The sequence below is a fragment of the Hydrogeniiclostridium mannosilyticum genome, from assembly GCF_003268275.1.
GTDB lineage: Bacteria > Bacillota > Clostridia > Oscillospirales > Acutalibacteraceae > Hydrogeniiclostridium > Hydrogeniiclostridium mannosilyticum.
In genome coordinates this window covers 102,240-116,370 of record NZ_QLYR01000005.1, presented here as the reverse complement: position 1 = coordinate 116,370, position 14,131 = coordinate 102,240, and the positions used below count along the sequence as shown (strand labels likewise).

The 14,131-nt window shown below is 48.6% G+C and carries 11 protein-coding genes and 1 other annotated feature; of the genes, 5 read left to right on the top strand and 6 right to left on the bottom strand.

From position 1 onward, the window contains the following. Positions 1-37: 37 nt before the first annotated feature. The 4 genes from DPQ25_RS09070 to DPQ25_RS09055 are packed head-to-tail and all read left to right on the top strand — an operon-like array spanning position 38 to position 3,383. Positions 38-1,027 (top strand): ABC transporter substrate-binding protein, encoded by a 990-nt coding sequence (locus tag DPQ25_RS09070; RefSeq protein ID WP_242978273.1) that lies wholly within the window; start codon positions 38-40, stop codon positions 1,025-1,027. After that, positions 1,024-2,058, top strand: a complete 1,035-nt coding sequence (locus tag DPQ25_RS09065) for a FecCD family ABC transporter permease (protein ID WP_112332850.1) — start codon at positions 1,024-1,026, stop codon at positions 2,056-2,058. Before DPQ25_RS09070 ends, DPQ25_RS09065 begins: the two co-directional genes overlap by 4 nt. A gap of 30 nt (positions 2,059-2,088) precedes the next feature. Continuing rightward, positions 2,089-2,859, top strand: a complete 771-nt coding sequence (locus tag DPQ25_RS09060) for an ABC transporter ATP-binding protein (RefSeq protein WP_112332849.1) — start codon at positions 2,089-2,091, stop codon at positions 2,857-2,859. Next, positions 2,856-3,383, top strand: a complete 528-nt coding sequence (locus DPQ25_RS09055; protein WP_177576963.1) for an ATP--cob(I)alamin adenosyltransferase — start codon at positions 2,856-2,858, stop codon at positions 3,381-3,383. Before DPQ25_RS09060 ends, DPQ25_RS09055 begins: the two co-directional genes overlap by 4 nt. 137 nt (positions 3,384-3,520) lie before the next feature. On the opposite strand, the gene DPQ25_RS09050 is transcribed toward DPQ25_RS09055, so the two are convergent. Both DPQ25_RS09050 and DPQ25_RS09045 read right to left on the bottom strand, forming a co-directional pair. Then, positions 3,521-5,641, bottom strand: coding sequence for a beta-galactosidase (locus DPQ25_RS09050; RefSeq protein WP_112332847.1), 2,121 nt, complete (start codon positions 5,639-5,641; stop codon positions 3,521-3,523). Positions 5,642-5,666: 25 nt separating this feature from the next. Beyond that, the gene (locus DPQ25_RS09045) at positions 5,667-7,583 is read right to left on the bottom strand and encodes a heparinase II/III domain-containing protein (protein ID WP_112332846.1); all 1,917 of its coding nucleotides are present in this window, start codon (positions 7,581-7,583) and stop codon (positions 5,667-5,669) included. Between the two features lie 164 nt (positions 7,584-7,747). Between DPQ25_RS09045 and DPQ25_RS09040 the strand changes: the two genes are divergently transcribed. Next, positions 7,748-9,475 carry a beta-L-arabinofuranosidase domain-containing protein gene (locus DPQ25_RS09040; protein WP_112332845.1) on the top strand — a complete coding sequence of 576 codons (1,728 nt, stop codon included), beginning with the start codon at positions 7,748-7,750 and terminating at the stop codon, positions 9,473-9,475. A 91-nt stretch (positions 9,476-9,566) separates the two neighbouring features. Here the strand turns inward: DPQ25_RS09040 and tyrS are convergent, their stop codons facing one another. The 4 genes from tyrS to DPQ25_RS09020 all read right to left on the bottom strand — a co-directional run bounded on the left by tyrS (position 9,567) and on the right by DPQ25_RS09020 (position 14,117). Then, a complete protein-coding gene (gene tyrS / locus DPQ25_RS09035) occupies positions 9,567-10,793 on the bottom strand; it encodes a tyrosine--tRNA ligase (RefSeq protein WP_112332844.1) in 1,227 nt (408 codons plus the stop codon). Positions 10,794-10,866: 73 nt separating this feature from the next. Beyond that, positions 10,867-11,102, bottom strand: a binding site (T-box leader). A 29-nt stretch (positions 11,103-11,131) separates the two neighbouring features. Beyond that, on the bottom strand, positions 11,132-12,802 hold the full coding sequence (gene recN / locus DPQ25_RS09030; RefSeq protein WP_112332843.1) for a DNA repair protein RecN: 1,671 nt from the start codon (positions 12,800-12,802) through the stop codon (positions 11,132-11,134). 4 nt (positions 12,803-12,806) lie between these two features. Beyond that, complete coding sequence (argR, locus tag DPQ25_RS09025) at positions 12,807-13,256, bottom strand: arginine repressor (protein WP_112332842.1); 450 nt, start codon at positions 13,254-13,256, stop codon at positions 12,807-12,809. Beyond that, positions 13,257-14,117, bottom strand: a complete 861-nt coding sequence (locus DPQ25_RS09020) for an NAD(+)/NADH kinase (protein ID WP_112332841.1) — start codon at positions 14,115-14,117, stop codon at positions 13,257-13,259. Positions 14,118-14,131: the final 14 nt, after the last annotated feature.

The following is a 14,131-nucleotide window of genomic DNA, read 5'->3' as shown; positions in this document are numbered from 1 at the left end:
TGCCTGATGCCAGTAAAATCAAAGGAGATTAATGGATATGATGAAAAAATTTATGGCAACCTTAACGGCTGTGGCCATGCTGCTCTCTCTTGCAGCTTGCTCGCCTGGTGATGACTCTTCCTCTGCTTCCTCCCCCTCCTCCACTACCACAGAAGCCTCCTCGGGAGCATCCACGGCTGCTCAGCTGCCGACTAAGGATCGAGCTGGCAACGATATTATTGTTCCTGAAAAGGTAAATACTGTTGTTTCCCTTGCTCCTTCTGTCACACAATTACTCTCAGATCTTGGTGTGGCCGATAAGATTGTCGGCATCGACACCCAGTCGCCCATGTACAGCAATCAGCTGAAGGAAGGACTGCCGCAGTTTGATATGATGAATATTGATGCCGAAGCCTTAATTGCTTTGAAGCCGGATATTGTCTTTGTTTCTGGCATCAGCTATGTCGGTGGGACAGACCCGCTCAAAAGCGTTCGTGATGCTGGCATCTGTGTAGTGGATATCCCCTCCAGCACCAGCCTCGAAGGGGTTCAGCTGGATAATCAATTTATTGGCGACTGTGTTGGTAAATCGGAGGAAGTCCGCAAGATTAACGCGGATATGCAGACAACCATTGATGAGATCTCTGAAATTGGTAAGACCATTACCAACAAGAAAACCGTTTTATTTGAAATTGCTCCTTCGCCGAGTATTTACAGCTTCGGCAAGGGTACTTTCCTGCATGAGATGTTGGAGGTCATTGGCGCAGAAAACGTTTTAGCTGACCAAGAAAGCTGGGTTGCAGTGTCTGAGGAATCTGCCATTGCTGCAAATCCGGATGTAATTTTGACTAATGTCAATTATACTGCGGACCCGGTCGGTGAAGCCAAGGCTGCAGAGGGTTGGAGCGAAGTCAACGCAGTAAAGAACGATCAAATCTTCCAGATTGATAATGCGGCAAGCTCTCTTCCGAACCACCATGTAGTGGACGCATTAATTCAAATGGCTGTTGCCGTATATCCGGAAGAATACGCAGCTTATGCAAAATGAAAACAGTTTATAAGATTGTTTTTACAATGATTTTATCCATCGCTGCGCTTACAGCGGCGATTGGTGTCGGCAGTATCGTTATTTCTCCGTCAGTTATTCTGCAAATCCTGGGCAACAAGCTTTTGGGCCTGCCCCTATCGCCGGAAATTGACGGCATTCTTGTGTCGATTCTTTGGAATGTACGCCTACCTCGTGCTTTATTTGCCTTTTTTGTAGGTGCAGCGCTGGCTGTCAGCGGAACAGTAATGCAATCCGTACTGAAAAATCCACTCGCGTCCTCCTATACGTTAGGTGTTTCCTCCGGTGCCTCGTTGGGGGCAGCTTTCATTATTTTATTCGGCATCTCCATTCCTGCACTCGGCCTGTTCTCCCTTCCTCTGGCTGGAACTGTCTTTGGACTGCTGACCGTATTTCTTGCCATGGCATTCGCCTCCCGTCTGGACCGGCATATGGAAAATCAAACGGTTATTTTGGTAGGTATGGTGTTGTCGTTGTTTGTCAATGCCATCCTGACCCTGCTGACCTATATTTATCGAGAACACATGCAGCAATTGATTGTCTGGCAAATGGGCAGCTTTTCTGGCAGTGACTGGTCTCAGCTCGGTGTAGCCGTTCCGGTTATGATCTTGGCAATCCTAGTTTTAATGGCCTTTTCCAGGGAAATGGATATCCTCACCTTTGGAGAAGAGCAGGCGTTGACCATGGGTGTCAATTTAAAACAAACCAAATGGATTTTAATTGGCCTGTCTGCAGTTTTGACCGGTGCTTCGGTGGCCTTCGCAGGTGTTATTGGTTTCATTGATCTAATTGCCCCTCATGTGGTACGGCGTTTCTTCGGTTCCGCCCACCGGCTCGTAATTCCAATGTCGGCACTGTTCGGCGGTTCCTTTATGGCGCTTGCCGATCTGATTGCCCGTACAATTGCCGCTCCTTCGGAGTTGCCTGTGGGTGCGGTCACCGCTCTGGTTGGTGCACCGTTCTTTGCTTATGTTTACTTCAAGAAAAAAAGAAAAAAGGCTGCGGAAGGATAAAAAATACAACACAGAAAGGAGAATGCAGTATTGTTGGAGATTTCTCAGCTATCTGTGGGTTATGATGGCAATGAAGTGCTGCATGATGTGTCCTTTTCTGTTCCTGATGGGCATAATCTCTGTATTTTAGGCCCTAATGGCTGCGGAAAAACTACGCTTTTAAAGGCAATTGTTGGTATTTTGCCCTCTCAGGGGGAGATTCGGCTTGATGGTCAAGACATCCGCCAGATGAAGCGCCGGGACATTGCTGCCCGCATCGCAGTAATGAGCCAGATTTCCGGGATTTATTTTTCCTATTCGGTTTGGGAAACAGTTATGCTTGGGCGCTATCAGCAGATGAAACGCGGCCTTTTAACCACACCGTCCGCCGCCGACAAGGAATACGTCGAGCACTGCTTAGAGGCAACCGGACTCATTGACTTGCGGAACCGCCAGATTGATACGCTTTCGGGAGGCCAACTGCAACGGGTTTTCCTTGCAAGGACATTGGCACAGCAGCCTCAGATTATTCTGCTTGATGAGCCAACCAACCACCTGGATTTAAAGCATCAGGTAGAGCTGATTGATTATCTGCGCAACTGGTCCAGTGAGGACGGGCATACGGTAATTGGCGTTCTCCATGACCTCAATTTGGCGCTTCGCCTCTCAAACGACTTGCTTTTTTTACGCGGCGGCCTAGTAGTGGGAAGCGGCAGTGCTCAAGAATTTCTTTCCGCTGCCTTTCTGGAAAAAGTCTATGATATGGATGTCGCTGGTTTTATGAAAACATCTTTGCAACAATGGGAGGAAATCAAACCATGAATGAAAAAATATACCGAAGCCCCTATGAGGCCTATCCTTTTTTGGCAGACCCTTCAGAGGATTTCCGCTGTGATTTTGAGATCTTAACTGATCGGATCTCCAGTGAAACGGGCCTGTTGCGTTCGATAATCCGGGACGAAATACTTCGTTCAGAGCTCTTAAAGGTGGATGAATTGATCTATCACGCAAATCCTACCCTGCGCACGCATATGACTGTTACAGCGGACGAAGTCCAGTGGCTGAAAGACTGTGTAGACCGGCTTAAGTTGGAAACGCAAGGACGCTGCAAATTGTTTGTGTTACCGCAGGGCTCCACGGCCGGTTGCATCGCACATGTACTGCGTACGGACGGCAAGGTGCTGGTACGGATGCTATACCGCTATGCGCAGTCCGGAAACCCGGTTGAGCCATTGCTGTTTGACTTTGCAAACCTGCTATCGGGTTACTTTTTTGTTCTTGCCCTGTATCTCAACGAGCGGGATGGCATAGATGAAATTCCTTTCATCAGCCGAAACTATCGTTAATTTTATATTTCAGATATGCCAGAAAAAAGGCGTATGGTTCTGTTTGATGAAACCATACGCCTTTTCGTATATTTGGAGCCAACTTCTTAAAAAACAAGGAAAACCACTACTCTGATAAACAGCTACATTTTTGTAGGTTAGTGGATTTGATACAGCTGGTTACTGTTTGCCGGCAGCGTTAATTTTAAACAACCACTGGCAATAGGGTACACCGCCTGGGTAAATAAATCTGTGCAGGAGATTTTTCCATTGAACAAAGCAGAGGTCAAACGGACCGTTTTTTCCACACTGGATCGATTTTGTAGAACCAGGGCTATCTTTCCCCCATTTTCATCCGTGAGAATGTCCGCTCTGATTTCCGGCTGGTCAGCCTCTATCACCTTTTGTACGCCAGATTGAGCAAGCAGATCCGCTAGAAAATCCCTGATTTCCGCTTGATGCTTCAGGTGATAGCTGGCGCCGATCAGCGTGCCAAGCCATATGGCGCGGCCTGCCCCATACCAGTTATCGACAATAGCAGCAGCTCCGTTGACAAAATGGCCGAGTACCTGATCCTCAATCGCGTTTAATTCCTCACAGAAATAGTAACCAGGCAGCGTACCGCCGGTTTCCGTCTCAAGGTCAATGGAAATCATTTGCTCGCCGGCAGCAGCACTCCAAGCGGTATCGTAGGCATTTTTAAAGGAAGAGGCCGTATAAACCGTTCCCTCTGTTGCACCGAAGACTTCATCAAAGCCAAATCCGGGAACCGATGGTACATGCCGCACGAGATCCCCGTTCACCGAGCCAAATAAGGCTTCTGAAATCAGCATGCCGCCCTCGGCCACCCACTGCTTTAAAAGCAGTGCTGTTTTTTCCTCAATATAATATGGAAACGGCAGCAAAACTACCTGGTATTGTTTCATGGCCTCCATTGTCATCATGCCCGGCTCCACAACATCGACATTATACCCGGCATCATATGCCGCATGGAACAAACCCATGACGGAATTTACATAGAGGTCTACTTTGTCGGATGCGCACCAGTTAAAAATCTGATTTTTAAAGCCATTTACAACGGCGATCCGTGCGGGGACCGGCTTAGCTGGATTCAAAAGTACTGCGTTTTCCTGAAGGACACGGCATATTTTCCGGGCGCTTTCCAGCCAAGGGGTTTGCTGTCCGCCAATAGTGGTCAGCCCCCAGGCCGGCGCTTCACGCCCCAATGTTTCCGCACGATATTGCCAATAGAGGAACCCCTTCAGCCCCTGAGCGTACGCAGCCAAGATATAGCTTTTCATCTCTTCAAATGATGGAAAATTTGGCCGGCCGAAAGTATCCCCGCCAATAGCATGAATCTCAGCGCTCCAAGCATTTTTCCCCGCAGCGCAGCAGCGCGACATTGCCGCCGGAAACGGGTCATTACGAGCGCTGTTTCCAAACAAATCCACATATTGTGCCAATTCAAAATCATTGTTGCACGCATTGACGGCATTTAGGAAAATGGGAACTGTATGAACCATCACCGGATGCAACGTATCCACACTTTTAGCTGCTTGGGCACGCATTTTCAGCTCGTTATTCAGCACCTGAGAAAAGAAAACGCGCCAATCAATCATGTCCGCAAATACCGCTCCACTTCGCGGAAGTTCAACCTGCTCAAAATCCTGATAATTTCTCCCCCAATGCCTGTTCAGGGCGGTAATATCGCCGTATTTCCGCCGCAGCCAGTTTTTGAATTTTCCGGCACACCGGTCGCAGTAGCAAACCATGTCTGCCTGAATAGGCTCCCGGTAAATTCCGCAAGTTAATTCAGGCTCATTCCACAAATCCCATACATATAGCGCGGGGTGGTTCTTAAAATGCTCAACCGTTTTAACCAGAAAGCTTTTGCGCGCCTCAATTCCCGCTTCGTGGTGGTAACAGGGGCCAGGCGCGCCGCCAATTTGCCGGTAAGCGGTAGCCTGAGGCTGAACGGCCCGGCCATCTGCCGTAATCATGAGACTTTCCGGATATTTTTGGTAGAACCAGGCCGGTGCTACATCAAAAATAGTATTAATAACCACCTTTAATTTGTTTTCCTGGGCTAAATCCATCAGCACATCCAGATCGCTGAAATCATAGGCCTCTTCAGACGGGTTATTCCAGCGCCACTGCGCCCAGATTTTAATGGTATTAAACCCTTGCGCAGCAAAGTTTTTCAGGTCTCTTTCCCAGTCCGTCCGGTCCGGGGTCGGCGCCCGGTAATACTGTGCGCCAAAGGGAATGAAATTTTCCATGCCCTTTTCCTCCTTTTTAGTTCGTTCAAACAACGAATTGATATGAAACGTCTCCAATAGAGTCCTCTTCAGTAATACTCAATAAAACACGCCACAAACCATAGGCTTTCCAACCGGTTTCTTCCACAGAGGGGTCTGACATCTGCAGCTTTTCCCAAGTTACAGATAACTTTTGCGGGTCAAACTGAAGGCACATGGAAGCTTGTGGAAGCCCTAGCCGTACGCTCCCCTCCGTTAACTGCTCCGGCTCGGCAATGGTTATCAGCGGCAGCTGCAAGTTATGCCGCCGGCCCTCAAGTTCGTAATGCTCTGTTACCGTCAGCATAGGCTCCCATTTTTTCAATAAAAACGTACGCCGCCAAACGGCTAGCTGTGCAACGGAAGGATAAGCTGCGGCAATATCCAGGCTGAACTGGATTTGGCCGTCGTCCTCCTGGAAGCAGACTTGGCGGGCACGGTATTCCATACCCGCCTGCTGCGGAATCCTATCAATCACCGGGCAGCAATGGTAAGCGGAGCTGTTATTGAACATCTCATAACGCTTGGCACTGAAGGTCTTTGCACAGTACGTTGCGGAGCCAATATCGACAATCACCGGGGAGCCGTCCCGGTAGAGCAAAAATGTACCAATATCATTATGATTATGGCTTTCCTCATTATAACCGCCCTTAGCCGCCAAAATCAGAGACGCGGGCGCGTCCTGCGCCGTACAGGCCACTACTACCTCTTTATCTGGGAACCAGGCCGTGCGGCGTATGGGTGGAGAAGCTTCGCTATATGCGGAAAGCAGCTGCGCATCGAACAGCGTTTTTAAGCGCCTAAACGAGAAAACCGGGCGGTTAATCAAATTTACAAATTCATTTTGAAAGAAGGAAGTTTTTTCAGCCTGCTGAAATAACCACAGGCCAAACTGCTGAAACTCCGGATCCCCGCATCTTGTTCCCCAGCGGAAGATCAGGTCGGCGTTCTCCTTTCCAATTACAGGCGGGGCATCGGAGAAATTCACGTAATAATCGCCGCCCAAATAAACCTTATAATAATAAGCGCCCATCTTCTTTATTTTTTCTTCCTGAAAAAAGTTCAGGCAGCCGCCTGACGCGTGATGCAGCAGCTCAAGGGCGTCAAACAAAGCGCCGCCAGCGGCATTCCAATAAGAGGGCCCCTCCTCACAGCAGCCGTCCTCGCCATAGGTGTCCATAAAACGATCCAGGCTGAGCAGCGCACGCTGAACAGCTTTTCTGCGGCGCAGCATATCCGGTTCCAGGATAAAAACCGTTGCCAGGCAATTGGAATGGATCCATGGATTCCAGTTGTTTACAATCCCATCTTTGTTGGTTATTTGCATCCAGTGAAAATCATATGCATATAGGTAAGGGTCCAGAATACGATGCTTGACTTCTGTCTCGATCCGCCTGCAAACCGCTTGGCTCTGGCGGTCCAAGGGCCCTTTCAGGAAGTAATAGACCCACGCGAGCAGCGCTGCTGTTTCAGCTGCGAATAGATCAATATAGGGAAGCTTCTCCGGGATAGAGAGCGCATCCAACCATTCCTTTTCCTGAACATTATTATGGGCGGGTACTACCCAGGAACTCTCCTCGCAAATAGCCCAAACACCGTTGATAATATCGTCAATAAAGCGGCCTTTATTTTCAATAATTTCTCCCTTCAAAAGGGCAAACAGAGCATTTCTGCGCCGGAAATAATGATCCTCAAAACGAGAGCGGTCTCCATTGCGGACAAATTCCATATACAGGGTTGCGGGCAACTCCTCCCAGTGGTGGCCCAAGCAATATTCAGCTTGTTGAACCGCAATTTTTGAAAATTCATTTCCAATGACATTGGGCAAGGGCTGTTCGTCCGGGCGCACAAACGGGTGAAACGTTTCTTTTGCAAGGATAGTGCACTTTTCCAGTGGATTTTTTGCCAAAAATTCTGCAAACATAGCCTCACTCCTCCCAACCTTATCATGATGATAGCATTCGCCCACCGCTTTGTCAAACAGATTTTTATCCGGCTAAAAAATTGATTTTCCACTTGCTTTTTTTCGGGTGATTTGATACTATTGCGCTAGTAAATAGTTCAATAGAACAGGGAGAGGATTTATTGATGAAAACCGCGGAGATTAAGCAGTGGAATTTACAAAATGAGACGGGAAAACTGGCGCAAAATATTGTTCGCAATTGGCTGCTGGGCATTCGCGAAAGCAACCCCGCCATTTTAGATATGTTCCGAGACCGTGAACTGAAGCCCTATCGTGATTTACTGCCGTGGTCCGGTGAATTTGCGGGTAAATATCTGACAAGCGCATACTACGTCTACCAGCTTACCGGCGATTCCGGCCTATATCAGTATGTGCAGGGCTTTATTGCAGAGCTGCTGAGCTATTTGGACGACGGTTACCTGGGGTGCTTTCAAAAGGACTGCCGGCTGACGGGTTCCTATTCCGGCTCGCCCGGTGAAACCGGACAGACCTGGGATGCCTGGGCGCATTACCACATCATGTACGGGCTGTGCCTTTGGTATGATGAGACACATCAGGCTTGTTATTTTCAGGCGGTTCTTGAAATTGCGGAGCGCTTTATCAGGACGTTTTACCGGGAGGACGGCAGAACCTTATCCTCTATGGGTGTCATTTATGCTGAAATGAACATGGCCCCGCTCCATATTTTTGCACTGCTGTACCAGCGGACGCACGAACAGAAATATCTGGATTTTGCGCTGAAAATTACGAATGATCTGACGATTCCCGGCGCCGGCGACTATATTCGCTGTGCGCAGGAGGGACTGGAATATTACCAGGGACCAAAGCCGCGCTGGGAGAGCCTTCATATCATCATGGGTATTGCCGCCCTATATGAGTGTACGGGGGACCGGATATATCTCGATGCCGCCCGCCAAATCCTCTATAGCATTTTAAAAACAGATGTTCATAATACCGGTGCGTTTTCTACCGAGGAAGGGGCCTTGGGTACCCCATTTAAGAACGGAAATATTGAGGTTTGCTGTGTCATCGCCTTCAATGCCTTTGCTGCACAGCTTCTACCATTACTAAAAGATCCCTTCATTGCCGATTTTCTGGAAATCTCTCTCTACAACGCGGTTATGGGCTCATTTTCCCCCACCGGCCGCTGGTCCACTTATAACACCCCAATGGATGGCACAAAATGCGCAAACTACCACTCCATCGGCTTCCAGTGCCGTCCCGGTTCTCCGGAGCTGAACTGCTGCTCCGTCAACGCGCCGAGAGGTGTGGGTATGCTCTCACAATGGGCCTTTATGGAAGAGATGGACAGCCTTTATATTAACTACTACGAAGCCTGCACGGTTCTGCTGAAAAGCGGTCTGCGTATTCAAATTACCGGTGATTACCCAGCTGATAATACGATACACATTCATTTTTCCGGCGCCATGCCGAAAAATGTGCTGCTGCGCATCCCTTCCTGGTCAGAGAAAACCACTCTGGATTACCATGGCCGCACAGATTCACCGGAAAAGGGCGGGTACTACTTGCTGACGGATTTAAAGGAGGGGGATGATTTGTTTTTAACACTTGATTTTACTGCGCATTATTTAGCTGGACAGGAGGATTTCGCCGGTAAAACAAGCATCTATAAAGGGCCTATCCTATATGGTCTTGATCAGTCCTTAAACCCGCGCGTTGACTTTGAAAATCCGCCGACGCTTTCAAACGCATCGATTGATGCTGCTAAACCGATACGTCAAGCTGACGGCAGCATCCGCCTAAACATAGATAACGGGGTTGTCTTGAATGATTTTTACCATTTAGGCGCCTCAGGTTGCTTCTATAAGACCTGGCTTCCGGTAAAAAAATAAGATTCTTCCAGCCGTAAAATAAGATAAAATCCCCATTCAATCAGGAACCCGCATGTGATTCCGTGATTAAATGGGGATTTTCTATTGGTTCTTAAGCAAGTTCAATTTTCAGATGTACCTTTTTCCCTTTTTTTGCCATGATATAGCCCTTTTCAAAAGCGGACTCCAGAATTTCATCCTGAGGCGAATTTAATTTAATATCATCGACCGCAATGCCGCCCTGTTCAATCAAGCGCCTGCCCTCTGACTTGCTCGGAATAAGCTTGGCTGCAAGGAAAACATCTAGCGCCAATGCTTTACCGTCAGCAAATAAAGCCCGGTCAACAGCGGCGGTTGGTACATTTTCAGAATTACCGCCCGATCCAAAGAGCGACCTTGCTGCCTCCTGTGCTTTAACAGCTGCCGGCTCTCCATGAATCAGCTTTGTCACTTCAAAAGCTAGGACCTCCTTAGCTTTATTAAGCTCGCCCCCCTCAAGCTGTGCATATTCATTGATAACATCTACAGGCAGGAAGGTCAATATTTTCATGCAGCGAATAACATCGGCATCATCCACATTACGCCAGTACTGGTAAAATTCAAACGGCGAGGTCTTCTCTGGGTCCAGCCATACGGCGCCTTTCTCCGTTTTGCCCATCTTTTTACCTTCACTGGTGGTCAGCAGCGTAAAGGTCATGCCGTACACGTCCTTGCCCTCTTTTTTACGCACCAGCTCTACGCCGCCAATAATATTGCTCCACTGGTCGTCTCCACCCATTTCCAGTACACAGCTATGGCGGCGGTTCAGCTCCAGAAAATCGTAGCTCTGCATAAGCATGTAATTAAGCTCAAAGAACGACAGCCCTCTTTCCAGGCGCTGCTTATAGCACTCGAAGGAAAGCATTCTGTTTACAGAGAAATGAACGCCCACCTCCCGCAGAAAATCAATATAATTCAAGTCCAGCAGCCAGTCCCCATTATTTGCCATCAAGGCTTTTCCATCGCTGAAATCAATTAAGCGGGACATTTGCTTTTGGAAGCATTCAATATTATGCTGAATCTCTTCCTTGGACATCATCCGGCGCATATCCGATTTTCCGGAGGGGTCGCCGATCATACCCGTGCCACCGCCAAACAGGGCTATTGGCGTATGCCCGGCCCGCTGCATATGGGCCATCACCATAATTTGTACAAAATGGCCTACATGCAGGCTATCCGCCGTAGGGTCAAAACCTACATAAAAAGTGATTTTTTCATTGTTGAGCAAATCCCTGATTTTTTCCTCGTTGGTCATTTGGGCAATCAAGCCTCTTGATTGCAGTTCATCGAAAACGCCCATTTTAAAACCTCCATTTTCGCAATAAATGCGTGAGTTTATTCAGGGGGACAAAAAAACGCCCCCTGTTTGTGAAACAGAGGGCGGAATAACCGCGGTACCACCTCAATTTACCACAGCCTCACAGCTATGGCCTCACGGGTACAACTAACGATACCCTAACACAATAACGGGTGTACCCGGCGGCACCTACTACCATTTCAACGCCGCAGCTCCGAGATGTATTTCCACAGCTGCTCAAATCTGTTCGCACCAGCCACAGACTCTCTTGCTTGACCAGTTCTGTGTACTTCTTCCCTTCAAGGCTATTACTTGTTATTATAACCCAAAAGATCTATTTGTCAAGACCCTATCCGTTGCAAAAGCATTTCTTCCGCATTTTTCAGCATGAGTTCGCTGACGGTTTCCCCGCCCATAATTCGTGCCAGCTCCTGTACGCGCTCATTAAAATCCAGCGGCTGCACATTTGTAAAAGTTCTTCCCTTTTGCACCTGCTTACGAATAAAGAAATGCCCGTCTGCATATGCGGCAATCTGTGCGGAATGCGTGACGCAAATAACCTGACGCGTACTGGAAACCTCTTTCAGCTTCTCCCCTACCTTTTGTGCGGCACTGCCGCTGATTCCCGTGTCGATCTCATCAAAAATCAGCGTGCCAATGGCGTCGCTGCCGGCCAGTACGGTTTTAATGGCCAGCATAATACGGGACAGCTCGCCTCCAGAGGCTATTTTGGAAAGCGGTTTCTCAGGCTCGCCGGGGTTGGTCGATATCAAAAATTGAATTTTATCCTGCCCTAAAGGTGAAAAATCCGTGGTAAGCTGCTCAACAGAAAAGGTGACATTGGGCATGTCTAAAAAACGCAGCTCCTCTTTTACCCGCGTGGAAAAATCCTTTCCCACCTTTCGGCGCTCAGCAGAGAGCTTGTCCGCCAACTCACGAACAACACGGCTCGACTGCTCCAGCTCCTTCTTGATTTGAAGTGCCCGTTCCCCAGAAAATTCAATGGCCTGCAGCTCTTCCTGACACTGCTGTAAATAGGCCAGCATATTTTCTTCACTGCCGCCATATTTTAAGCCCAACCGGTATAGCTGATCCAGGCGCTCCTCTATTTGCTCCAATTCCTGCGGGTCATATTCCATCCTTCCCTCCAGCCCCCGCAGTGTATCGGCACAGTCCTCCAGCTCGTATTCAATGTTGTGAAGCTGCTCCGAAAGGGCAAGGATTTCAGAAAAATATCTTCCGGCAGTGTCCGCCTCTGAAGCAGCGGACTGTACGGCAGAGAGCGCGCCGATTTGATCCTCGTCGCCGTCCAAAAGGACACGAATAGCAGAGAGCGCGGCAGCAATTTTTTCACTGTTTGAATAAACCACCTTTTTTTCTGCCAGCTCTTCCTGCTCGCCCGCTTTCAGTCCGGCTTCTTCAAGCTCATTGATCTGATAATTCAGCAGATCTACCTGGCGTGCTTTTTGTGCCTCGTCCGTCTGCAGGGAGCCCAGCTCCTTTTGCAGGCGGCACATCTCCTGATAAGCGGCAGCATACTCCTGCAAAAGCGCCTTGGTGTTGCCAAGGCGGTCGATGTAATGAATATGGTATTCCGATGAGAGCAGGCCGTAGCTTTCATGCTGCCCATGAATATTTACAAGCCCGGCGGCAAGCTCACGCAAAACCGCCAGGGTAGCCGGCCGGCCATTTACCCTGCAGGAGTTTTTTCCTTCCTGTGAAACTTCACGCTGGAGCAGGACGGCATCCTCCTCTGCGCTATAGCCCAACGCCTCCAGCTTCTTCAACACCCGTGTGTTTAATCCGGAAAACGCCGCACAGACAAAAGAAGAACGAGCCCCTGTGCGGATTAAATCCCGGGACATTCGTTCCCCCATAACGGCATTGATGGAATCGAGCAAAATAGATTTACCTGCGCCTGTTTCGCCCGTGAGTACGTTCAGGCCGGGTACAAAATGAATCTCTGCTTTTTCAATAACGGCAACGTTTTCAATATAAAGCTCCGACAGCATAGCATCACCCGATTATCCTATTAAATTCGGCCGTAAGCCGTTCTGCGCATTCGTCGCTTTCGGTAATAACCAGAACCGTATCATCCCCGGCTAAAGTACCGACGACACCGTTCCAATGCATGGAATCCATCGCGGCACAAACAGCCTGGGCCATTCCTGTCAACGTTTTGATGACAACCAAATTGCAAGCACGGGCCGCAGAAGTCCCGTTATCCGTCATCAGAGAATAAAATTTTGAGGAGGTATCCTTTGACATTTCCTTTCCGGAATAGTACTTATACTGCCCGTTCGTAGTCAATGTTTTCACAAGCCGAAGCTCTTTAATGTCTCTGGAGACCGTCGCTTGTGTGACGTCAAAGCCGCTCTCCTTCAGACGGCGCAGCAATTCCTCTTGAGTATCAATTTCATAAAGCCGGATCAATTCCAAAATTTTGGCATGGCGTCGTTTTTTCATTTAAGCTCTCCTTTCCGCCAGTTTATTATTGACAATTTCATAGAAATTGGTGTTTTTCAGCTTAATTATTTTTGCTGTCTGTGGGGCCTTTTCAAAATGGATATAGCTGTTAAAATCCTTTAAAGAGATCGATATTTCACCGTCGATCGTTAAGAATGCCTCCGATTCATTTCCTGAAGAATTTACCCGGACCTTCAGCTTGGAAGCCTCTCCAAAAACCACAGTCCTAGTCATTAAGGAATGGGGACAGATCGGAGACAGGAGGATGCATTTCATGCTGGGATCGATAACCGGCCCCCCTGCGGACAGGGAGTAAGCCGTAGAGCCTGTCGGCGTAGAAAGGATAAGGCCATCCGCGCGGTAATCGCAGACGATGGTCTCGTTGAAAAGAACCTCTAAGTCCAGGATTCTGGAAAGCGCTCCACGGGCAATGACTGCATCATTGAGCGCATAGTATTGCCGCTGAAGCCCGTCACAGTCCAATTCAGCCTTCAAAACCATTCGTTCATCGAGGATAAATTTACCCTCAATCAAATTTTTCAGCCGGTCCAGTTCATCGGTTTCCAGGCCGGCGACAAAGCCCAAGCGTCCAACATTGATGCCGAGTACCGGACGGTCAAACTGCATCGCCTCTTTTGCCGCACGGATAATGGTGCCATCTCCTCCAACCGCAATGACAACATCGCATGCTGTTAAAAGTGCCGCAGAGGATTCATGGTAAAGCGCCAGATCCCCAAATAAAGGGCGGTCCTTTCCCAACATCAATGGCTGTGCCCCCAGAGCCAGCAGCTTTTTTAAAATGCGCGTGGTATGAAAGGCGGCGTCCGTTTTGGTCAGATTTGGCAGAACTGCTATTTTCAACAAGAATCACCACC